Below are 22,058 nucleotides of genomic sequence, written 5' to 3' on the forward strand. Positions count from 1 at the left end.
TCTTTATGATTTTACTAAATATTTTTGAAACAACATTACCGTTAACAAATCCGGTATTAAAATTTCTTGTAATACTGATAATTATATTATTTGCACCTATTCTTCTGAATAAGTTGAAAATCCCACATATCCTGGGGCTTATAATAGCAGGGGCTATAGTTGGTCCCAATGGTTTTAATCTACTTTTACGTGATAGTAGTATAATTTTATCTGGTACGGCAGGATTACTTTACATTATGTTTCTTGCCGGATTGGAAATGGATTTATCAGAATTCAAAAAAAATAGTTCAAAAAGTTTCATATTTGGCATCTATACCTTTTCAATCCCAATGATATTAGGGACTTTATCGAGTATTTATATTTTAAATCTCCCAATTCTTTCATCAATTTTGGTTGCCAGTATGTATGCCTCCCATACATTAATTGCTTATCCAATTCTAAGTAAGTTGGGAGTTGCAAAAAATCGAGCAGTTAATATCACAGTTGGTGGGACTATAATTACCGATACCTTGGCACTTTTGGTATTAGCTGTTATTGTTGGTATGACAAAAGGTGAGGTAAATACTGCATTTTGGACAAGATTGTCCATTTCAATTTTTGTTTTTGGTTTAACAGTAATGTTTCTTTTTCCCATAATAGGACGATGGTTTCTAAAACGATATGAAGATAAAACTTCTCAATACATATTTGTTCTTACTATGGTTTTTCTTGGTGCAACCTTAGCAGAAGCGGCTGGAATTGAAGCTATTATTGGTGCATTCCTATCCGGTTTGGCACTTAACAGATTAATACCAGCTACCTCACCTTTAATGAACAGAGTAGAATTTGTGGGTAATGCCGTATTCATACCTTTTTTTCTTATTGGCGTTGGAATGCTAGTAGATTACCATGCTTTTATTAAGGATTTTGAAACAATTAAGGTGGCAGCAGTGATGACCATAATTGCTACTTCTTCAAAATTTTTTGCTGCTTGGCTAACTCAAAAGTCGTTTAAATTTTCCCCTGATGAGCGAAGGCTGATTTTTGGATTAAGTAATGCGCAAGCTGCGGCAACGCTTGCTGCTGTCCTGGTAGGATACAACATAGTTATAGGAGAAACAGCCTTAGGAGAACCAATTAGATTATTAAGCGAAAGTATTTTAAATGGAACAGTGATCATGATTCTGATTACATGTACAATAGCAACTTTTGCTGCCCAAAAAGGGGGTAGAAACATTTCATTAAATGAATCTTCCATTATTGAAAGCATTGATAATGATGACACTGAAAGAATATTAATACCCATTAGCAACCCCGAGACAATTGATGAATTAATTAATTTAAGTACAATCATAAAATCAAAGGATAATAATAATGGATTATTTGCACTTAATGTTATTACCAATGAAAACCTTGATGCAAATACTGAACTAAAGGCAAAAAAAATGCTTGAAAGAGCTGTAATAACCGCTTCAGCTACAGATATTTCATTAAATAGATTGTTGAGATATGATTATAATATTGCCAATGGCATTATGGGAGTTATCAAAGAGCAAAGTATAACTGATTTAGTCCTAGGTCTACATAATGTTAATAAAGGAATCTCAGAATCATTTCTGGGTAATTTATCAGAAGGTATTTTATCTAAATGCAGCACTACAACATTTATTTATAAACCTGTACAGCCTATTTCTACAATCAAAAGACATATTATCGTCGTTCCATCTAATGCCGAAAAAGTAATCGGTTTCCCGTTCTGGCTTGCAAAGATTTGGAACATTCCTAAAAATACAGGTTCAAAACTAGTGTTTTATGCAAATGGGGCAACTATCGCATTAATAAGGAATTTACAATCCAAACATCCAATAGAAGCAGAATTTAAACTCTTTGAAGATTGGAATGATATATTGCTTATTTCACATGACATTAAAATAGATGATAATCTAATAATGGTATTAAGTAGGGTAGATAAGCCATCCTACCATGAAAATATGGCAAATGTACCCGAATACCTGAACAAACATTTCCGATCCAATAGTTTTATTCTCATATATCCAATTCAAATTGGTGTTACAGATAATGAGACCATCGACTTGAATAATCCTTCCTTAACAGAATCAATTGAAAAACTTGATTCGTTAGGAAAAAATATTGCAAAATTATTTAGACGTAAATAAAGCACGGCGACCAACTGATAACTGACCTAATAATCAGGTCTTTAATCCTTTTTCTCAACTAAAGTCGATAGAACAAATGCATTATCGACCTAACATATAGAAATATAGAACGGAATAAAACCAGTTTCTACAATGACCGGAATTGACCCTAGAAATGACCTTACACTTTGCTTTAGGACCTATAATATGAATGGCATAGGGCGAAATATCGATGCGCTCGGCTACCCCTGTGGAGGAAGATTTTCAATTAAATCAGAACTCACGTAAAATGGAATTTTCAATTCGAAACCCAATTGCCCATTATTTAACGGTAACCGAATATTACACATATGAAGGTTGAAATAAAATAGGTAAGTTGTCAACTAAACTCTGGCCCAAGCCCACAATTAGATAATAGCAACAGATTTCTTATTTTTATCCAAAATGTGCTCTTTAAGTGGCGACCTTTGCCTGTATAAACACCTAGTTCCCATTAGATGATAATTATTAAACAAGTAACCTATGAATCCAGAGCTTGATTTCTTCTTTAATATGGATGGTAAGTGGCAGGGCGCCTATAAGCAATTGAGAGTGCTTATTCTGGAATGCGGACTCACGGAAGAACTTAAATGGGGCAAACCCTGTTACACCTTTAAGGGCACAAACATTGTTCTAATACATGGGTTTAAGGAATACTGCGCCCTGCTATTTCACAAAGGTGCCCTGTTAAAGGACACCAATGGCATCCTTGTGCAACAAACGGAAAATGTACAGGCAGCACGACAGATCAGGTTTACTAAAGCCAAGGAAATCGCTGGAATGAAAGCAACCCTTAAAGCCTACATCTTTGAGGCCATAGAGGTGGAAAAAGCCGGACTAAAAGTAGATTTTAAAAAGACCAAAGAATATAAGGTGCCGGAGGAATTTGAAAAGAAACTGGTTGAAACCCCTGAATTGAAATCTGCCTTTGAATCGCTCACCCCTGGCCGACAAAGGGGGTATCTTCTTCATTTTTCCCAACCCAAACAATCCAAAACCAGAATATCTAGAATTGAAAAATGTATGGAGCAAATTCTCAACGGCAAGGGGTTAAACGATTGATAAAAGCAGCTAATCATAAACAGCCCTACCCGATATCGGAGTAAAAGCAAGTAAAGTAAGCCCGCATGCTGCTGTATATTTTTCCTAACTATACCACGACTTTATAGAAAAGGGTAAAACAAAAGAAAAAAGGGGCGAAAATGAAATTCAGACCACGTAGACACGGGTTGATATGTTATTTCCTATAAAAAACGGGCCGGGCATTTATAAATAAACAATGCCCAGAATTTAGCACCCTGGGCATTGTTTTTTCGCTTCCACACCATTTTGTTAAAATGGTTATCAATTGGAAGGTGCTCTAATTATACATTTTCCGGAACCTCAAATCCCTTACGATAATCCCGCCTCAACATTTTATCGGCTTCCGGATCGTTTACGAAGGATTCAGATTTTGGATTAAAGTCCAGGACACGACCCGTTCTATAGGCTATGTTGCCCAAATGTGCCAATCCAGAGGAAAGGTGTGCAGTTTCTACCGGCCCGTTCAAGATAGTTTTGTCGCGCTTCCTCACGGCCTCGATAAAATTGGCAAAATGTCCGTCCGTACCACCGGCACCACGATCCATTCCAGATCCGGACTCTCCTCCATCCTCACCGGATTTGCCTGGTGTTCTGTCCTGTCCCAAATATGTTTTATACTTGTCATAACCGTCTACGACCAATATTCCCTTATCTCCATAAAAAATATTCCCTACAGTAGCACCTTCCTCGGTGTTGGTACACCAAGGCCGTACTTCAAACTGTATAATTTTCCTTTCTTCAGGGTAGTTATATACTGAAGTAAGTACTTCTGGCACTTCCTTGCAATCGTCCCAAAGAAACTTTCCGCCCATGGAAGTAATCTTAGTTGGCAGCCCAACGTCCAAGCCCCACATACATAGATCGGTTTCATGAATACCCTGGTTGCCCACATCGCCATTTCCGTAATCCCAATGCCAATGCCAATTGTAATGTACCAAATTCCGGGTAAACGGACGCTTTTGAGCTGGCCCAGTCCACAGATCATAGTCGATTCCTGCCGGCACTGGAGAAAAACCTTGGTCACCAATATCTCCCCTCCAACGAAAAACAATACCTCTGGCCATATATACTCTACCTATATATCCATCGCGCATTAAATTAATTGCCTCGTTAACGGCAGGGGAACTCCTCAGCTGAACCCCGTGTTGCACAATACGACCATACTTTTCTGCAGCTTCAACCATTTTACGGCCTTCCCAGATATTGTGCGATCCAGGTTTTTCAACATAAGCATCTTTTCCTGCCTGGCAGGCCCAAATTACAGAAAGAGCATGCCAGTGGTTTGGAGATGCAATACTTACCACATCTATATCCTTATTATCCATAACCCTACGAAGATCTTGCTCCAAGGCAACATCTTTTTTATAGGTTTCCTTAAACGTTTTTTGACGCTCCCGTAACAGATTCATGTCCGGATCACATAAGGTTGTAACCTGTACATTCTTTTGTGCCATTAGTCCTTGGATATGGCTTTTTCCACGGCCGTTGACACCCAAAACCGCCGCATTTATACGGTCGTTGGCTCCAAAGACAGAGGATGAGATTATGGTCGGTGCGGCTATTACCGCTGTTCCGGCCACAGCCGTTCTTTTAATAAAGGATCTTCTCGTTGATTTCATTTGACTCTATATTTACATTAACTTCAATTACACTATAATTTAATTGACTATAACCTATTATTAAATGTTTAAACCATTAAGCAAAAGACACTAAGGTGCACATTTATGAGTAATTTCCCACTTGGTCCTATTCAGGTATTTATCGCCCTATAAAAATCAAGTTACTTTGGATTGAAGAACCAAAGCCTTTTACTTTTGCAATGAAAGTTAGCATTATTTTTTTATTCGTTAACGTTAACAGCTATAGATTTTTGTTAATTTTTAATATAAATGATCAGCATTAGGTATTTACGACCGTTTTTTTTGATCCATTGCATAAATTTAATTTATCCGCTACCTTGCCTATTCCAAATCATCTGTTGGTTTAAACCAACATTAGGTCCAAAATATAGGCTATGTCAAATTTACGGATAAATACGAACCCCGGGGTTACATTGGTTTTTAACAATTACCCCCCTGAGATTCGATTAAAAATAGGATACCTGCGAACGCTGATCATTGAATCCGCCAAGAAAATAGAAGGTCTAAGCTTGCTGGAAGAAACTTTGAAATGGAACGAGCCAAGTTATCTAACCAAAACAGGAAGTACCATTAGAATAGATTGGAAAGCAAAAAATCCAGATCAGTATGCCATCTACTTCAAGTGTACCAGTAAGTTGGTACCCACTTTTAAAATGGTATTCAACAATACATTTAAGTATGAAGGCAGTAGGGCCATTATTTTTCACTTAGAGGACTCCATCCCAAAAGAGGAATTGCAGGCTTGCATCACCGCTGCCCTCACCTATCATAAGGTAAAACACTTACCTACATTGGGCATTTAAATCGGATTAGGGGATTTGGTATCCGCTACCTACCAGCTGAAAATAATTCCACAATTAGTTCACTAACTTCAAAGTTTCATGAAATTGTCTGGCAGTTTTGGAGAAAGACACTCTCCAAATAACAATTATCCATAACCAACATATAGCCAAAAACCCTTAATTGAAACGTTAAACCTTTTAAAATTACACCTCTTCCCTATTGGTAATCAGCCCTTAGTATTTTCTTATTTAGATTTATTATAAATAATTTGGTCAGTTCAAATCTTCAAGATATTTTTGCCATCGAACCACTATTTATCATTAGTCTAAATAAAAATTATGAAAAATCAACTAGCCTTGTTGTTCCTTTTAATCGTAAAATCATTGGCATTTTCACAAAGCGCCACCGTACAAGGGACGATAACCGACAACACCCAAACCCCCTTATTTGGGGTTAATATTATTATCCAGAGCTCCGAAAAAGGGACACAAAGCGATGAAAATGGATATTTCGAAATAAAAAACTTAGGTAACGGAGACCAAACCCTATCCTTATCCTATTTAGGTTTTAAGACCCGGGATATAGCATTTTCTATTATAAACAATAATACCCTAGATCTTAAGAACCTTGTCCTGTACGAAGGAAACGAAATACTGAGCGAGGTTATCGTTGAGGGAGAACGCATTAATAAATTCTCCAGGAAGAAAACGGCTTATGTGGCCAAACTACCATTAAAAGACATTGAAAACACACAGGTCTATAACACCATTACCAATGACCTATTGGAGTCCCAAATAGTAACCAACTTCGACGATGCCTTAAAAAATGCAGTAGGGGTAGAAAACCTATGGACCTCCACAGGCCGGGGTGGAGACGGAGCTGGATACTACTCAATGCGAGGGTTTTCTGTACAACCACAATTGGTAAACGGCCTGCCAGGTCTAACCAATGGTACTATTAACCCCGCCAATATAGAACGTATAGAAGTCTTAAAGGGTCCCTCGGCAACCTTATTTGGCAACGCCGTTAGTTCCTACGGCGGACTAATCAATGTTGTAACCAAAAAACCATATGTGGGCACAGGAGGTGAACTTTCCTTTACTTCCGGCACATACGGGTTAAATCAGATTACGGGCGATTTTAATACTGCCATTAATAAAAGTGAAAATCTATATTTTAGACTCAATACCTCCTACTTCACCGAACAGAGTTTTCAGGATGCAGGATTTAGAAAATCCTTTTTTGTAGCTCCTTCACTTTCCTATAAAGTGAACAACAGACTTTCTTTCTCCTTCTATGGCGAAATTACACAGGCGGAACAAACCAATCCCACATTTTTGTTTTTAAACCGGGGTGCACCAACGGAAGCCCAAAATCTGGAGGAATTGGGCTACAACAACAAACTATCCTTTACTAGCAATGACCTTAGCTTGGAGAATCCTACCCAGAATTATAGGATCGAAATGGACTATAAATTGTCCAACACCTGGCAATCCCAAAGCCTTCTTTCCAAAAGTTCCACATCCACAAAAGGTTATTATTCCTATCTGTATGACTATGGTATTTTGGGGAACGATACCTTTACCCGGTTTATCAACAAACAAAATGCCAATACACAGACCACCGACATTCAACAAAATTTCATAGGCGACTTTAAAATTGCTTCCATTAGGAACCGGATGGTCATAGGTATCGACTATTTTAATGCTACTGAAATAAACAACAGTAGCGGCTATGCCTTTTACGGAAATGTAACTCCCGAAGGTGGTTCCAATGGTGACAACCCCTTTACTGCTGAAATTGAAACAGATTCCTTTCCGTTATCAACTACAGGGGTGGATGCAGTTTTGTCTACACAGGCGGTCGGAAATATAAAATCCAAATATCACATTTATAGTCTTTATGCGTCGGATGTTATCAATATTACTAAAGACCTATCGGCAATGGTAGGAGTTCGCCTAGATCATTTTGACAATGAGGGCGATTTGACCAACACGGATGATGATTATGACCAAAGCACCTTATCCCCAAAATTCGGGCTACTTTATCAGCCCATAATGGAACAATTGTCCTTATTTGCCAATTACCAAAACGGATTCACCAATGTGGCACCCCAATTAGTGGGAAATCCGGGTGATGGACCCCAAACCCTACAAACCTTCGACCCTGAACAGGCCAATCAGTTGGAATTTGGGGTTAAAACAAACCTATTCAACAACAGATTGAATGCCACGATCAGTTATTACGACATTAAGGTTAAGGACCGGGTAATTACGGACCCCTCTTCCCCCTTCAACAAGATACAAGGTGGGGAAGTCGAAAGTAAAGGTTTTGAAATGGAAATTAACACCAACCCCCTTAGAGGTTTAAACATAAGGGCAGGTTTCAGCAACAATGACAGTGAAACCACAAAATCCGATAATAGCGAGATACTCAACAGAAGACCTTTGGAAGCTGGTCCCAAAACACAGTACAATCTTTGGACGAACTATGAATTTCAACAGGGTAGTCTGGAGGGTTTTGGCATTGGAATGGGGTTTAATGGAGCAAGTGAGCGATTTGCAATAAATTATGCCTCTACTGGCGAATTTATTTTGCCAAACTATACCATTGCAAATGCCTCTGTGTATTATCAGGCCCATAAATACCGAATTGGTTTTAAGCTGAACAATGCATTTAACAAAGAGTATTACAAAGGCTGGTCCACTATAAACCCGCAGGCTCCTAGAGTATTGTTGGCCAATTTTACGTACAAGTTTTAAGTGGATAACCAACATTCAACACCATAGCAATGAAATTTAGAAAAATCATATTTGAAATTCATAAGATACTGGGCTTAACCACAGGCATCGTTGTCTTTATCGTAGCAATTACAGGCTGTTGCTGGGCCTTTAGGGATGAGATTGAAAGCATATATGACGATTATAAAAAGGTAAGCCCACAGAATAGTCCAATTCTTACCCCGACTGAGGCCAAAATGTATGCTATGAAAGTTTTCCCCAATAACCACATACATGGTACCCTGTTCAAAAAAGCTGATGATGCCATAGAGGTTATATTCTATGATCCCAAACCAGAATTTTACCAAAGTGTATTTCTAAATCCTTATAATGGCAAGGTTATTCAGGTGGATGATCATTTATCCGGATTTTTTGCCTTTATTTTAAAAGGTCATATGCGGCTGTGGTTGCCAAAGGAAATTGGAGAGCAAGTGGTAGGAGCTTCCATACTCATTTTTATGATCATCATCATTTCCGGCGCAGTATTGTGGGTACCCAAAAAGAGAAAAAATCTTAGACAAAGGTTAAAGTTTAACTGGAAGGATACTACACGCTGGAAACGAAAAAACTTTGACCTACATGCTGTCATCGGTTTTTACGTATGTTCCTTAGCTTTGATTCTGGCCTTTACAGGTTCTGTAATGTCTTATAACTGGATGAAATACGTCCTGTACAAATCCTTGGGAGGAGAAAAGGAAGCAGCTTTTATTATTCCTAAAAATAGTGGCACCCCAAGCCCTAACGACACCGTGTTGCCAATAGACCTGCTTATTCCCAAGCTTCAGGCAGCATCTCCCAATGCAGAAAGTTTTGAACTTCACTATCCCACAGGCCCGGACAAAAGTATATATGTGGAAGTTTCCAACAGTTCCGGCCTTTACTACGATTCCGACTTTCGTTTTTTTGACCAAAACACCCTGGAGGAAATAGAAACGCCAAGTATATATGGCAAATACGAAAATGCCAAGATGGCCGATAAAATACTTCGTATGAACTATGACATCCATATTGGGGCCATTGGTGGTATTGTTGGTAAAATAATCGCCTTTTTGGTGAGCCTGCTTACCGCCAGTCTACCGGTAACGGGAATTTTATTATGGTACGGAAGAACCTATAAAAAGAAAAATAGTTTGGTGAAAATTGAAGTCTAGTACAAGGGGGTAAAGTCAAAATAATTCCGTACTTTTTAATCAAAGAGAATTATACATACATACCCATTAAATCCTACATGAAAACCAATATTGAAATAAAATTGGCCCAAACAACGGCCGACTTCTTAGCCGCAAAAGAATTGATTCTGGAGTATGTAGACTGGTTGGGGATCGACCTCTCCTTTCAAAACTTTGATCAAGAAATGAAAGGCCTGCCTCAAATGTACAACCTAGAGGACGGTGGCTTATTTATTGCCTATATAAATAATGAGGCCGTTGGCATCGCCGGTATCCGCAGATTCAATGAACAGGATTGTGAAGTTAAACGAATGTATGTAAAACCCAAAAGCAGAGGTCTGGGCATAGGGCAACTGCTATTGAAGGATTGTCTTGATACCGCCAGAAAACTACAATACAAAAGTGTAAAATTGGACACGGCCGACTTTATGAAATCCGCCATAAAATTATATACGGACCACGGTTTTGTGGAAATATCTGCTTATCGCCATAATCCTCACGAATCGGCCAAATATTTTGAATTGGATTTGGCCAAGAACCTAAATTAAACCCCAAGAGAGACCAAGATTATGCTAAAGTCTGGATATCTTTACATAAAAGGAAGATTCAATAAATCCCAATCCATGGATCGTTTCATAAGAAACCACAAACCAACAGCCCCATCTGGCTCTATAAACCATAGCAAATGGAAAATATAATCGCCTCGGCAGATAATAACCGTCTATATAAAATTGCTCTGGGATTTGCCCTGTTCACTATAATCTACAATATTGCGGAGGGTCTAATCTCCACCTATTTGGGTTTCGAGGACGAAAGTCTGGCGCTGTTCGGGTTTGGTGCCGATAGCTTTATAGAGGTCATTTCCGGTATTGGCATTGCACATATGATTATTAGGATACAAAAAAGACCTGACAGCAACAAAGACCCTTTTGAACGTACCGCCTTGAGGGTTACAGGATTCGCCTTTTATGGCTTGGTGGTGGCCTTGGTATTTACAAGTCTCTATAACATATGGAGTGGTCACGAACCCATTACCACCTTTTGGGGCGTGGTCATTTCTATCGTCTCCATTGCCATTATGTGGATGTTGGTCCTGGGCAAAAGAAATGTTGGCAAAAAACTGAATTCGGAACCTATTCTCTCCGATGCCAATTGTACCATGGTCTGTGTATATATGTCCATTATCCTTTTGATAAGTAGTGGCATCTATGAACTATGGAACATTCCCTATATTGACAGTATTGGTACCCTGGCTCTTTCGTATTTCGCATTTAAGGAAGGGAAAGAATGTTTTGAAAAGGCCAATAGCGAAAAATACTGTGGCTGCCATTGATTCCTGCCCCCTGAAATAAACTTGAAATTATAGGTGATATCGTAAAAAATATCAATATTATTTGTTTAGTTAGGATTCCTTACTATATTTGTGTGGCAATAGTGCTATAACCTAAATTTAAGAACAATGAAAAAATCAGTTTTTTATCATGCCGGATGTCCAGTATGCTTAAGTGCAGAACATGAAATCTTAGAACTAGTGGGAAAGAACAATGTGGAAATTGTACATTTCGGAACTAGCAAATCGCGTATCCCCGAAGCCGAAAAAGCAGGAGTTAAATCAGTGCCAGCTTTGGTTACCCCTTCTGGAAATGTGCTCCATATTAACTTCGGTGCTTCCATGGCAGACGTAAAGGGTTAAAAAAATTAATCCTATAGGTTAGGACTCCTAATAACTTATTTTATAATTTCAATGAAAATATCGGTTTGGGACACTTATGTAGCCCGCAAAGATGGCAAGACCATGCATTTTGATATACTGGTACCCAGTACCATGGAAGATAAGGACAGCATTTTCCGTTACGGGCGTACCTTTCTATCCTCTAAGCCTTTCCAAACAGCTGAATTAACCCCAAAGGAATGTAAGTTCTGCCATATGGAACAGGCTCCAGAAACCCTGGCCGATATCATCAATGAAAAAGGGTATTATATCATAGAAATGGAAAATTGCGAATAATAAAATTAGGATAACTAACTTTGCCTGTCGGGCAAAATCCCGGCAGGCTTTTTATATGGACAAGAGTATATTTAATCCAGACCATCAAGAGACCGACGTTTCCAGCAAAATTGTGGCAGGACTTGAGCGTATATCCGAGGCATTCAAGGTATTGCTCTGGGATAAAGCCAAATTGTTGGGATTAAGTCCCATCCAAATCCAGATCTTAATTTTCATTGCTTACCACAAAACCGAATTTTGTAATGTAAGTCACCTGGCCAAAGAATTCAATATTACCAAACCCACCATAAGTGATGCTATTAGAGTGCTGGACAAGAAAGGCTTGATTACCAAAAACTACTCCTCCAGCGATAGTAGAAGTTATTCCATTGGTCTTTCCACTACGGGCAAAAATGTAGTGGCGGAAACATCCGATTTTGCCCATCCCCTTAAAACCCAACTCACAACTATAAATCAGACTGACTTGGAAGGTCTATTCGGAACCCTTAGCAAACTTATCTATCAATTAAATAGAAGCGGAATACTTACAGTACAAAGAACTTGTTACGGATGTAAATTCTACAGTATGGACAACAAGCAGGACTATTGCAATTTGTTGGACAAAGCACTTTTAAATACCGAAATTAGGTTAGACTGTCCGGAATTCGAAGAAAGGCATACCCACTAAATCCTCCAGTCCAATCTACTATTGCAATACCCATTGGTTCCTGCAAGACCCAACCTTATAATTTGATTGGAACCCAATAGTTGGACAGATGAATACAGCCGTATTCTTAAGCTGTTCCAACAAAATTTGTTGAATAAAACTGAGACGCAGCAAACGCAGAACACCATGACAGGTCGGCCCATGTTCACTGTAAATCAGGACAAACCCATTTTTAAACTTCAACTACAATTCCGCCCAGTCTTTGAGCCTGTACTTAAAAAAAATAACCGTAGTACCTCCCTACCGGTCAAGGGAAATATTACTGTTTACCAAGGTATTCATCACCAATTAAAGGCACAAAAGGCAAATAGGTATTTGAAAAATATGCTGTTTACATTATATATTATCAAAAACTAATTATATATTAACATTGTAATTGGATGAGCCTAAGTCTACCAACTATTTATCGATATAGGACAAGCAATTTGGTAATCTTTAAGAAATATGGGTATACAGAACAAGTACTATGGATGGAGATGGGGTGAAGAAGACCCGATATTCAAGAATCTTGGATACATTCAAAATGTCTTGGGATATATAGACCCGGCAGATAAATCATTTACTTCAAACAATTTCAAGGAGTTATTTTATCCTGGAGATTTTGATTTACTTCAAAAATCATGGAAGAAATATAAAAAAGGCACCGATCATGCTTTTGAAATGTCCTATAGGTTTAAGCATAAGGATGGGTCTTGGAGATGGATAAAAGAATCCGGTCTAGCAAATGTATTTAACACTTCCAATAATCCAATTGGCGGCATTGGCACCATACAGGAGGTTACGGACAAGAAAAAAAAGTATACTCAATTAAAATCCATCCTTAAAAACGTTTCCATTATAATACTGCGCTTAAGACAGGATTCCAACAACCAAATCACAGTTGATCATATAAGTAAGGAAGCCCTAAAATACTGGAATATTCCATGTGAAACCCTATTAAAAGATGAAGGCTATTTGCGCAATTTAGCACATAAGGATGATCTAGTTGGCATAAGATCCGCCTTAAGCAATTCCTTTGCGAAAATGGAATTTTTCGAATGCCGATGGCGAGTAGTTTCAAAGGAAGGTAATATTAATTGGTGTCAGGGTGTGGGAACACCTTTAAAGGATAAAGACGGCACTTGTTTTCTAGACATTGTAATTACAGATATTACCAAGGAAAAATTGTATACCGAACAACTTAAGGTATCTGAAGAAAAATATCATAGCCTTTTTCAGCATTCTCCCCAACCTTCATGGGTATACGACCTTGAAACATTGGCTTTTTTAAATGTAAATTCAGCAGCTATTTCGAAATATGGGTATAGCAAAGATGAGTTCATGGGCATGACTTTGGCAGACATAAGACCAGAATGTGAGTTGGAAAATCTGGAAATACAGGTTCAAAAAACTCGGGAAAATTATCTAAACTTTTTCGATGGCTATTTTAAACATATTAACAAGCAGGGAGAAATATTGACTGTGCATCTTTATAGTAGTCCCATTACCTATAATGGCCAAAAATGTAGGCAAATCATCGCGATAGATATTTCAGAAAAAATGAAATATTTAAAATTTATAGAAAATCAGAATAAGAGTTTAAAAAGGATTGGCTGGATGCAATCCCATGAACTTAGGGCTCCTTTGGTACGCCTAATGGGACTAATAAATTTACTGACCGACCAGGATTCCATAGGTAAGGAGGAAAGACATTATATAAATACCGAAATTATAAATTCGGCCAATGAAATGGATATAATGACCAAAAATATAGCCCAGATTATTAATGATGCCCAACTAAAAGAGAAAATGAATGACGTACAGATTATTGCAGGTTGATGACGATCCCGTAATTCTTTTTTTGCATAACAAACTGTTTTCAAAATATACCAATTCCAAAATTGAACAATTTAAGAATGGGAGATTGGCATTGGATTATATACTCATTGATAATGGTCCAGATATTTCCTATTTGTTGCTTTTGGATATTAATATGCCCGTTATGAATGGCTGGGAATTTATGGATGAAATTTGCAACCACGGCTTGGAAAACAGTACCAGTGTCATTATTTTAACTTCCTCTGCGGATTGCACTGATTTAGACAAATCCAAATCATTTGCCAACATTGTACATTTTATTCAAAAACCATTGACCAAAGAAAAGATTGAAAAATTACCACTACTTATGGAATATTTGGCTTTACAGGATTAATTGGTATCGGCGTCCAATATTTATGACTTTACATAACATTTTAAGACAAGCATTATTCCTTTCCCAATACAAAAGGTCTTGTAAGGTATCTAATAGTCGGTATAGCCCTATTGATATACCCTAACGTAATCCACTTCCATAGTGGAAGATGTGAAATTGGGGTCTACTATAAACCAACTACCTCCCATGGCTACATTCAAAATAATAAACTGATCTGCCGTAAAGGGCCATGAATCAATGTTTTTTAAGGTGGGATTATAGGAATACACAAATTCATCATCTATTAGGAACCGCAGTGCATCTTCTGTCCATTCAACCCCATAAACATGAAATTCCGTGTCATAATCCGCAATATTTGTAGATCCTACTGTGACTTGGGAACATCCTCCAGAGCAGGAAGGGGTATGGGTGGCACTTGAGATTTTCTCAGGTTCATGTCCCCAATGTTCCATAATATCTATTTCACCACAAGCAGGCCATCCTACGGTTTCAATATTTGACCCCAACATCCAAATGGCTGGCCAAGTGCCTTTGCCATACGGAAGCTTTGCCCTGACCTCCACCCTACCATAGGTAAATGAAAACAGTGAATTTAATCTGGCCGAAGTATAATCCTTTGTGGTACCCTGAGCTGTGTATTGTTCCTTCTTTGCCACAATTTTAAGAGTTCCTTCAGAAACATAGGCGTTGTCCATTCTATTGGTGTAATGTTGTAATTCCCCGTTCCACCAACTCCCGTTATCAGGAGCAATAATTTCGGATTTCCAATTTTCTGAAGATATGGCTCCATCTACCTCAAATTCATCGGACCATATAAGTTTAGCTTCATGTTCGGCCACAAAAACGGTAAACATTTCAGAAAAATAAATAGCATCGCCTGTTTTTGAATAGGCCCAGACCGTTATTTTGGAATCATGGGTTCCTTCCTCCTTCATGGTATAGGAGAAAGTGCCATCTTTACTTTCTACCTCTGATTCATCGTTGATAATAAATCCATATTTAACTGCATTTTTGGCCAAAGCCGAAAATTGTACCACACCTGTTCCATCCCCATATGGATTATTGATATCCAATCCCAAAACCTCTACGGACAGGTTAAGCTCGGTAGGTAAAATTTTCTCTATTTCCGCATTAGTGTAGACAAAGCCGCTATCTTCATTATTACTGCCACTACAAGCCACGGTAATTGCAATTAAAATAAATAACATCAATCTCATAATACGTTTTTTTTTTAATCTAGAGCTTATATATTGAAAAACCTTGTTGACTTTAACTATAGATCAACAAGGCCTTCAATAACTAAATTAACCAACTCGAAAAGGTTTGTTTTTATTACTATTACAAGAATTGCAATAAAATGCCTTTTCAATAAATTCAGCAATAAGGGCCGGACTAACCACTGTCCCTTATTAAAATCCATGTTCTAGTGGATTATAACAACTATTCCGGTTTAAAAATCCAGGTCCAACCTGTGCCACCACCATTATTGGCAACATACAACACCATCTCATCTTCGGTCAAGGAAATAATAGTATAAAGACCGTCCGGATTACCCCTAGGGTCCTCTGCCCCCAAAATATTTGCATTATTAATTTTTAAGGTTTGGTTGGCGACATCCAAAACAAAGTTTCCTGTTGTTGGTGTGGCATCTGGAGCAGAATAATATGTAAAGTTTGCACCACCATCCAAATCGAACTTCATATTACCGGCAGCATCAGCTGGAGGACAACAATCTCCCGCAGCATTCCACCATGCAGTTGCCCAGGCACCTGGATCATTGGGAGGGGACATATACCACCATCTGCCACCATCTGGCGAAGGACCTCCATTGAAAACCCATGTTTTACCAGCAGAAGTACTCTCACTCACCAAATCATACCAATCTTGGTCCAAGGCACTGTCCAATTGATCGATCTGTACGTCGATGGATTTAGTGAAAAATTCAGCACCTAAAGTTCCTGTAAAAGTAAAAGTAGCTGTCCCCGGTATTGGATAAATAAACTCCACCTTGTCCGAATAGGCCCTACCAAGATTGTAGTCCCAGTAGCCTGTAACCCCTGGGGTAGCCATATTGAGTTCTATCTTATTACCACCGGCTGTACTTTGGGTGGCAACAAGCTGTACCCCAGCCACATCAGTCGTGTTCTCCAAATAATCCCGGTCTTCAATTGGCTCACAGCCCACGGTCACCAAGAATAGAGAAGCAATAAACCATTTTAATATTATTCTATTGTTTTTCATCTGTCTATATTTTATTGATTCTAACTATTTTACCAGCCCGGGTTTTGGGTATATGCGCCCCCGGATAATCTTATCTCAGTTTCTGGAACCGGAACCAATCCTTTGGTTTCTGCACGGTAGGTTACCTTATATACGGCATCTATACCTGAATTCCTAACATTGATAGCATCGCCAAAAGCAGTATTTACATCTCCCCAACGCACCAAATCGAACCATCTTATTCCCTCGAAAGCCAATTCATGCAAACGTTCTTCCTTTATGGCTTCCAAAGAATATCCTATTTCTCCCAAACCTGCTCTAACCCGTACTCTGTTCATTCCTGACGCCGTACCGGAAATTTCGGAATGCATCAAAAGAACATCTGCATAGCGCATCAATATATAATCTTGCGCTGCCCATAACTGCATGGGATCACCATTGTTCATATCGTACAAGAAGTAGAACATACCTTTTACTCCGTCCACCCCGTCTGGATCTGGATGTTGAACTGTAGTGTATTTTTTATTAAAAAAGCCAGTCTCATGATCACCTTTGTCGGCTTCGTACCCACCAGTTCCTTGGTCGGCATTCCCAACCTCTATAATGGAACCAACTTTTCTTTTATCGGCATCGTTCCACTGGTTCCAAAGTTTGGGATTTACAGTTCCCCAGCCCCAGCCTTGTCCAAAAGGTACCATGGAGTTATCCCGAATTCCCATAAACAAAGGCATTCTGTTGTTATATTTCTGTCCTTCGCCCCAACTGGTGGTGGAGTATCTCAGAGCAAACATGGTTTCTTTATTGCCCGTACCGAAAGTAGGTGAATGCCCATCCTGGCCAACCCAGGCCAATCCTTCTGTTTGTGCCCATGGTAGCACAGTTGTACCTGCACTTTGGTTTACATAGGAATAAGGCCACAAATTTCTGAAATCCGTGGCTAAATCATAACCACTATTATTAATACAATCATCCAAATACGCAAGAACACTGCTCTTGGACAAGGATCCTCCATCTGCCAAAGGCAGATCTGAAGTAGACTGGCCTTCCATATTGCTCATATAGCCAGTAAAGAAAAGGTAAGCTCTGGCCATATACGCTTCCGCAACCCATTTATTGGCATGACCATAACTGGAAGTTGGGATGTCATTGGAATTTATGGATGGCATAGTTTCTATGGCTACTTTAAAATCTGATGCTATCTGGGCAAAAGTCTCTGTAAAGGAGGCTCTTGGCGCATCTCGGGGATCATCTATTGCTAGGATCAAAGGAAGCCCTCCAAAGAACTTTGCTGCTCTAAAATAATAATACCCCCTCATAAAATAGGCTTCGCCAATAGTCTGGTTTTTAAAAGCAATGGCCTCTTCTGGCGTATCAAAGAAGGAAGCAAAATCTACCTCCTCAACTTTTTCAATAATGGCATTTGCCCGGGTAACGCCATTATAGGTTTCCACCCATAGATCCCGGTAAGTGTCCTCTTCCGGATCTTCAAATTTATCTACATTTTTTGCCGATTTATCATCTGGACCACCACCACCCAACATCATATCGGACAGTAGATTGGCTGCAATACTTTCATCACTATGTACACCTCCGGTATACATGGCATTATAAACACCGGACATAGCCTCATCTATATCTTTAGGACTACTGTAGAAGTTATCTAAACTTTTTTCGTAAAGATTTTCAGTGTCCAAAAATTTCTCGCTACAGCTTGTAGTAAAAACCAAAGCCGCAATGCATATATTATATACTAGTTTTTTCATCATCTACTATTTTTAAAATTAAAAATCAACACTAAAACCAAACATTACAGTTCTTGGTAAGGGATATAGACCTAGGTCGATACCTGATGCCCAACCTGCATCGTGACCAAAGGAAACTTCTGGATCCATCCCTTTAAAATTTGTAAACGTATATAGGTTGTTGATTGCGACGTATACTTTAATATCGGAGAATAACTTTATGTCAGAAATATAGTCGCCCAATTTAACCCCTACGGTCAAATTATTGATCCTTAGGTAATCTGCATCCTGCATATATATATCAGAAATCCAGTTGGTATTCCTGTTGGAAACCGAGCTTAAGCGAGGTAGCGTATTGGAGGTTCCGGCACCGTGCCAGCGCCCAAATATCTCGGTAGTATAGTTTTGGTCAAAACGGTCGGCAAACGATCTATAGGATTGCATGACCTGCATTCCATATTTCCCGGACAAGGTAACATTAGCATAGAAACCTTTGTATTCTGCATTGAGTTGAATACCTAGTTCAAAATCGGGATTAGGATTCCCCAACATCTTTTTATCGCTCTCATCTATAATACCATCTTGATTTTGATCTACGAACCTAACATCACCAGGGCGCTGATCACTAAAATAAGGGGTACCATCCGTTGGCTTCACATAAGCATCAACCTCATCCTGAGTTTGTAGAATGCCGTCTGTTTCATACCCGTAAAAGAATCCTATTGGCTTGCCTACTTCCGCTCTGGAAACTGAGGCCGTACCTTGCGACAATACAGAGCTTGGTCCTTGGATAATACCGTCCGAGTTTGCAATTTTAGTAATTTCATTCTTGTTGAAGGCCCCACTTATGGTGGCCCCATATTTAAAATCGCCAATGTTATCGTTCCATGACAACATAAGTTCATAACCCGTATTCTCTATGTCACCACCGTTAATGTACGGTGCTCCTGCACCCGACGTACCTTGAATAGGGGCAACCACTAACCAGTCCTTTGTAGTTTTCTTATACCAGTCGGCCGTAAAATCCAGTCTGGAATTAAAGAACCTAGCATCCAATCCGAAATTTAATTGCTCCGAGGTTTCCCAGGTTACATCCGGATTGGTTACCCTGGCAGGGACAGCTGTTGCTCCGGAAATAGGTTTGGTATCACCAAAATAATATCCTGGATTTAGATATGCGATATTAGAGCTATAGATAAAATTATCTATGGATTGATTTCCGTTCTGCCCCCAACTTCCCCTAAATTTAGCAAAGTCCAAAACACCACTGTTGTTGGATAGAAAATCCTCGTTGGTAAGGATCCATCCTGCAGATACTGAAGGGAAATAACCCCAACGGTTGCCTTTCGCAAAGTTGGATGATCCGTCTGCCCTCATGGTTGCCGATAACAAATACTTTTCCTTATAATCGTATTGTGCCCTGGCTATATAAGACAGCAATCCTCCTCCTCCTGCCGCGTAGTCTGCGCCAAAAGTATTAATGGAATTTACATCGGTCTTATCCACATTGTTCAAATAAGCGTATTCCGGCAATCCAAATCTTGTGTTGGCCATACTGCCACCAACGGAATTATTGATCTGGTTTTTATATACCTCATTACCTATCAGTGCATTTATATTGTGATTCCCAAAAGTACGTTCATAGGTCAGCGTGTTGGTCCATGTTAAATTGGCTCCTAAATATTGGTATTGTGATGCACCGTCGTTGGCATTGCTGAAAAGCACTCCCAAAGCAAAGGTTGGTGTCCAGGACCGTCCGTGGCCAAACCATGAATCCAATCCGTAGGATGATCTAAATTTCAAATCTTCTATTGGCTCCAATTCCATATAAACGTTTCCGACCAATGTATTGTCCTTATTCCCCAAATTGCTGTAGTTACTTCTGTAAAACATAACCGCGAGCGGATTCGCCTGATCGTTGGCAAGTCCATCCAAAGTTGGAGTAAACCCATTGGCATCTGGTGATTTGTCCCAATAGGCCGGCATTAATGGGTTTTGCACCAAGGCATTGTGAAGATCGTTCCAGTAAATGTTTCCAGTGGCCACTCCTCTGTATTCCGAATTGGTATATGTAAGGTTCTCCCCTATGGTAAGTATACTATGATCATCATTTTTAAAAAGTACAAATTCGGTGTTCATACGGGCTGTAAGCCTTTTGTAGCCCGCATCTATAATATTGCCCCCTATGATCCCGGTTTGATCCAAATACGAGACACCGAACGCATAGGTACTGTCTTCTCCACCTCCGGTAATATTTACGGAGTGGCTGGTTACAGGGGCACTTTTGGTAGTCATTTCATCAATCCAATTGGTACCTTCCCAACCATTTTGCAGCATACCCCATATTTCAGAACCTAATTCGGTTCCCAAATTATTGGGATAATTATTATTTAGCCAGTTATTATTTTGTAGAATAGCCTCCCAATTGTTCGGCTCCAAACCATCATTTACCCTTCCTTCGTCCATGATGAACATGTATTCCTGGGCATTTAAAGGCGATAGATTCTTGTATATCTTCTGAATTCCGTAATAGGAATCGTACTGTATCTGCGCCTTGCTACCTTTTCTTCCTTTGTGGGTCGTTACCAATACCACTCCGTTGGCTGCTCTAGACCCATAAATGGCCGCGGATGCAGCATCCTTTAAAACGTCGATGGACTCAATATCCGAAGAGTTTAAATAATCAATATTGCCAACCGCTACCCCATCCACAATATATAGTGGACTGGAATTCCCGATGGTACCCAGACCACGAATAGTAACCTTGGTACCTGCTCCTGGTTCCCCATTGTTCCTGGTAACGCTTACCCCGGGTGCAACACCTTGAAGGGCCTCCATGGCTGTTGATGTGTTCAACTCGGCAATATCTTCTCCTTTTACGTTAAGATTGGCCCCTGTGGTCAAAGCCTTTTTTTGAACCCCATACCCTACTACAACAACCTCTTCCAAAGACTCATAAGATTCCAGTAAGGTTACTTTGATAGTGGTTTGCTGTCCTACGGTGATTGTTTGGCTGACCATACCTATATAGGTAAAAACCAAGCGGTCCTCTGGCCCCACATTTCCAATGGAATAATTCCCATCAAAATCCGTGGTGGTTCCATTAACGGTACCTTTTACAACGACCGTTACTCCAGGCAACGGTAGGCCCGACTCATCGGACACCAGCCCTGTTATGTTCTTGGTCTGCGAAACGACGTTTTGCGAGCAAACCAGTACCAAAGTGATAATCAAGAATTTAAGCTTTAGCATCATATAAAATAGTTTAGGTTAATTAATTGAGTTTTCATTAGTGTAAAATCTTATGTTTCTTCAGTAAACCAAAAGGCCTTAATTATTATTTAATTAGAGAATAAAAACGATGACAAAAACCAGCAATGCAACGATGGCCATTATCAGCAGTATCTCTATCAACTGCTTCCATTTGAATTTTGGATTGTTAATTTTCATTCTGTCAAATGTTAAATAAATATTAAATTATGCATGCCATATATCATGCAACCCGTAGAAGTTTTGCTGCAACTTTCAATTATAATTCCAGCATGCTACATCTTTTGTATGC

17 protein-coding genes are annotated in these 22,058 nt (G+C 39.2%); 12 read left to right on the plus strand and 5 right to left on the minus strand.

Features of this window, described 5'->3' with window-relative positions:
- Nucleotides 1-5 precede the first annotated feature (5 nt).
- A complete protein-coding gene (locus CWD91_RS08945; protein WP_103440650.1) occupies nt 6-2,156 on the plus strand; it encodes a cation:proton antiporter in 2,151 nt (716 codons plus the stop codon).
- A 501-nt stretch (nt 2,157-2,657) separates the two neighbouring features.
- Complete coding sequence (locus tag CWD91_RS08950; protein WP_103440651.1) at nt 2,658-3,236, plus strand: YdeI/OmpD-associated family protein; 579 nt, start codon at nt 2,658-2,660, stop codon at nt 3,234-3,236.
- A 302-nt stretch (nt 3,237-3,538) separates the two neighbouring features.
- On the opposite strand, the gene CWD91_RS08955 is transcribed toward CWD91_RS08950, so the two are convergent.
- A complete protein-coding gene (locus CWD91_RS08955; protein WP_103440652.1) occupies nt 3,539-4,876 on the minus strand; it encodes a Gfo/Idh/MocA family protein in 1,338 nt (445 codons plus the stop codon).
- A gap of 395 nt (nt 4,877-5,271) precedes the next feature.
- Between CWD91_RS08955 and CWD91_RS08960 the strand changes: the two genes are divergently transcribed.
- The 10 genes from CWD91_RS08960 to CWD91_RS09010 all read left to right on the plus strand — a co-directional run bounded on the left by CWD91_RS08960 (nt 5,272) and on the right by CWD91_RS09010 (nt 14,534).
- Nucleotides 5,272-5,700, plus strand: a complete 429-nt coding sequence (locus CWD91_RS08960) for a DUF1801 domain-containing protein (RefSeq protein ID WP_103440653.1) — start codon at nt 5,272-5,274, stop codon at nt 5,698-5,700.
- A 318-nt stretch (nt 5,701-6,018) separates the two neighbouring features.
- Nucleotides 6,019-8,442, plus strand: coding sequence for a TonB-dependent receptor (locus CWD91_RS08965; RefSeq protein ID WP_103440654.1), 2,424 nt, complete (start codon nt 6,019-6,021; stop codon nt 8,440-8,442).
- A 29-nt stretch (nt 8,443-8,471) separates the two neighbouring features.
- Complete coding sequence (locus tag CWD91_RS08970; protein ID WP_103440655.1) at nt 8,472-9,611, plus strand: PepSY-associated TM helix domain-containing protein; 1,140 nt, start codon at nt 8,472-8,474, stop codon at nt 9,609-9,611.
- A 77-nt stretch (nt 9,612-9,688) separates the two neighbouring features.
- Nucleotides 9,689-10,177, plus strand: a complete 489-nt coding sequence (locus CWD91_RS08975) for a GNAT family N-acetyltransferase (RefSeq protein ID WP_103440656.1) — start codon at nt 9,689-9,691, stop codon at nt 10,175-10,177.
- Between the two features lie 137 nt (nt 10,178-10,314).
- A complete protein-coding gene (locus CWD91_RS08980; protein WP_103440657.1) occupies nt 10,315-10,962 on the plus strand; it encodes a cation transporter in 648 nt (215 codons plus the stop codon).
- Nucleotides 10,963-11,088: 126 nt separating this feature from the next.
- Nucleotides 11,089-11,322 (plus strand): thioredoxin domain-containing protein, encoded by a 234-nt coding sequence (locus CWD91_RS08985; RefSeq protein WP_103440658.1) that lies wholly within the window; start codon nt 11,089-11,091, stop codon nt 11,320-11,322.
- A gap of 51 nt (nt 11,323-11,373) precedes the next feature.
- Nucleotides 11,374-11,637 carry a DUF2024 family protein gene (locus CWD91_RS08990; protein ID WP_103440659.1) on the plus strand — a complete coding sequence of 88 codons (264 nt, stop codon included), beginning with the start codon at nt 11,374-11,376 and terminating at the stop codon, nt 11,635-11,637.
- Between the two features lie 55 nt (nt 11,638-11,692).
- Nucleotides 11,693-12,304, plus strand: a complete 612-nt coding sequence (locus CWD91_RS08995; protein WP_103440660.1) for a MarR family transcriptional regulator — start codon at nt 11,693-11,695, stop codon at nt 12,302-12,304.
- 483 nt (nt 12,305-12,787) lie between these two features.
- A complete protein-coding gene (locus CWD91_RS09005; RefSeq protein WP_103440662.1) occupies nt 12,788-14,161 on the plus strand; it encodes a PAS domain-containing protein in 1,374 nt (457 codons plus the stop codon).
- Nucleotides 14,136-14,534: a response regulator gene (locus tag CWD91_RS09010; protein WP_103440663.1), complete on the plus strand. Its 399-nt coding sequence runs from the start codon at nt 14,136-14,138 to the stop codon at nt 14,532-14,534. The genes CWD91_RS09005 and CWD91_RS09010 overlap by 26 nt, the downstream gene beginning before the upstream one ends.
- 107 nt (nt 14,535-14,641) lie before the next feature.
- On the opposite strand, the gene CWD91_RS09015 is transcribed toward CWD91_RS09010, so the two are convergent.
- From CWD91_RS09015 to CWD91_RS09030, 4 genes are all read right to left on the minus strand, one after another.
- On the minus strand, nt 14,642-15,751 hold the full coding sequence (locus tag CWD91_RS09015) for a glycoside hydrolase family 16 protein (RefSeq protein WP_103440664.1): 1,110 nt from the start codon (nt 15,749-15,751) through the stop codon (nt 14,642-14,644).
- 223 nt (nt 15,752-15,974) lie between these two features.
- The gene (locus tag CWD91_RS09020; protein WP_103440665.1) at nt 15,975-16,775 is read right to left on the minus strand and encodes a hypothetical protein; all 801 of its coding nucleotides are present in this window, start codon (nt 16,773-16,775) and stop codon (nt 15,975-15,977) included.
- A 29-nt stretch (nt 16,776-16,804) separates the two neighbouring features.
- Nucleotides 16,805-18,520, minus strand: a complete 1,716-nt coding sequence (locus tag CWD91_RS09025) for a RagB/SusD family nutrient uptake outer membrane protein (RefSeq protein WP_239985714.1) — start codon at nt 18,518-18,520, stop codon at nt 16,805-16,807.
- 15 nt (nt 18,521-18,535) lie between these two features.
- A complete protein-coding gene (locus CWD91_RS09030) occupies nt 18,536-21,751 on the minus strand; it encodes a SusC/RagA family TonB-linked outer membrane protein (RefSeq protein ID WP_103440667.1) in 3,216 nt (1,071 codons plus the stop codon).
- Between the last annotated feature and the right edge of the window lie 307 nt (nt 21,752-22,058).

Source organism: Arenibacter hampyeongensis (assembly GCF_002909255.1).
GTDB classification, from domain to species: domain Bacteria; phylum Bacteroidota; class Bacteroidia; order Flavobacteriales; family Flavobacteriaceae; genus Arenibacter; species Arenibacter hampyeongensis.

Coding starts and splice junctions, on each gene's coding strand:
- CWD91_RS08945 (WP_103440650.1), top strand. CDS start 6: ATGATTTTACTAAATATTTTTGAAACAACATTACCGTTAACAAATCCG.
- CWD91_RS08950 (WP_103440651.1), top strand. CDS start 2,658: ATGAATCCAGAGCTTGATTTCTTCTTTAATATGGATGGTAAGTGGCAG.
- CWD91_RS08955 (WP_103440652.1), bottom strand. CDS start 4,876: ATGAAATCAACGAGAAGATCCTTTATTAAAAGAACGGCTGTGGCCGGA.
- CWD91_RS08960 (WP_103440653.1), top strand. CDS start 5,272: ATGTCAAATTTACGGATAAATACGAACCCCGGGGTTACATTGGTTTTT.
- CWD91_RS08965 (WP_103440654.1), top strand. CDS start 6,019: ATGAAAAATCAACTAGCCTTGTTGTTCCTTTTAATCGTAAAATCATTG.
- CWD91_RS08970 (WP_103440655.1), top strand. CDS start 8,472: ATGAAATTTAGAAAAATCATATTTGAAATTCATAAGATACTGGGCTTA.
- CWD91_RS08975 (WP_103440656.1), top strand. CDS start 9,689: ATGAAAACCAATATTGAAATAAAATTGGCCCAAACAACGGCCGACTTC.
- CWD91_RS08980 (WP_103440657.1), top strand. CDS start 10,315: ATGGAAAATATAATCGCCTCGGCAGATAATAACCGTCTATATAAAATT.
- CWD91_RS08985 (WP_103440658.1), top strand. CDS start 11,089: ATGAAAAAATCAGTTTTTTATCATGCCGGATGTCCAGTATGCTTAAGT.
- CWD91_RS08990 (WP_103440659.1), top strand. CDS start 11,374: ATGAAAATATCGGTTTGGGACACTTATGTAGCCCGCAAAGATGGCAAG.
- CWD91_RS08995 (WP_103440660.1), top strand. CDS start 11,693: ATGGACAAGAGTATATTTAATCCAGACCATCAAGAGACCGACGTTTCC.
- CWD91_RS09005 (WP_103440662.1), top strand. CDS start 12,788: ATGGGTATACAGAACAAGTACTATGGATGGAGATGGGGTGAAGAAGAC.
- CWD91_RS09010 (WP_103440663.1), top strand. CDS start 14,136: ATGACGTACAGATTATTGCAGGTTGATGACGATCCCGTAATTCTTTTT.
- CWD91_RS09015 (WP_103440664.1), bottom strand. CDS start 15,751: ATGAGATTGATGTTATTTATTTTAATTGCAATTACCGTGGCTTGTAGT.
- CWD91_RS09020 (WP_103440665.1), bottom strand. CDS start 16,775: ATGAAAAACAATAGAATAATATTAAAATGGTTTATTGCTTCTCTATTC.
- CWD91_RS09025 (WP_239985714.1), bottom strand. CDS start 18,520: ATGATGAAAAAACTAGTATATAATATATGCATTGCGGCTTTGGTTTTT.
- CWD91_RS09030 (WP_103440667.1), bottom strand. CDS start 21,751: ATGATGCTAAAGCTTAAATTCTTGATTATCACTTTGGTACTGGTTTGC.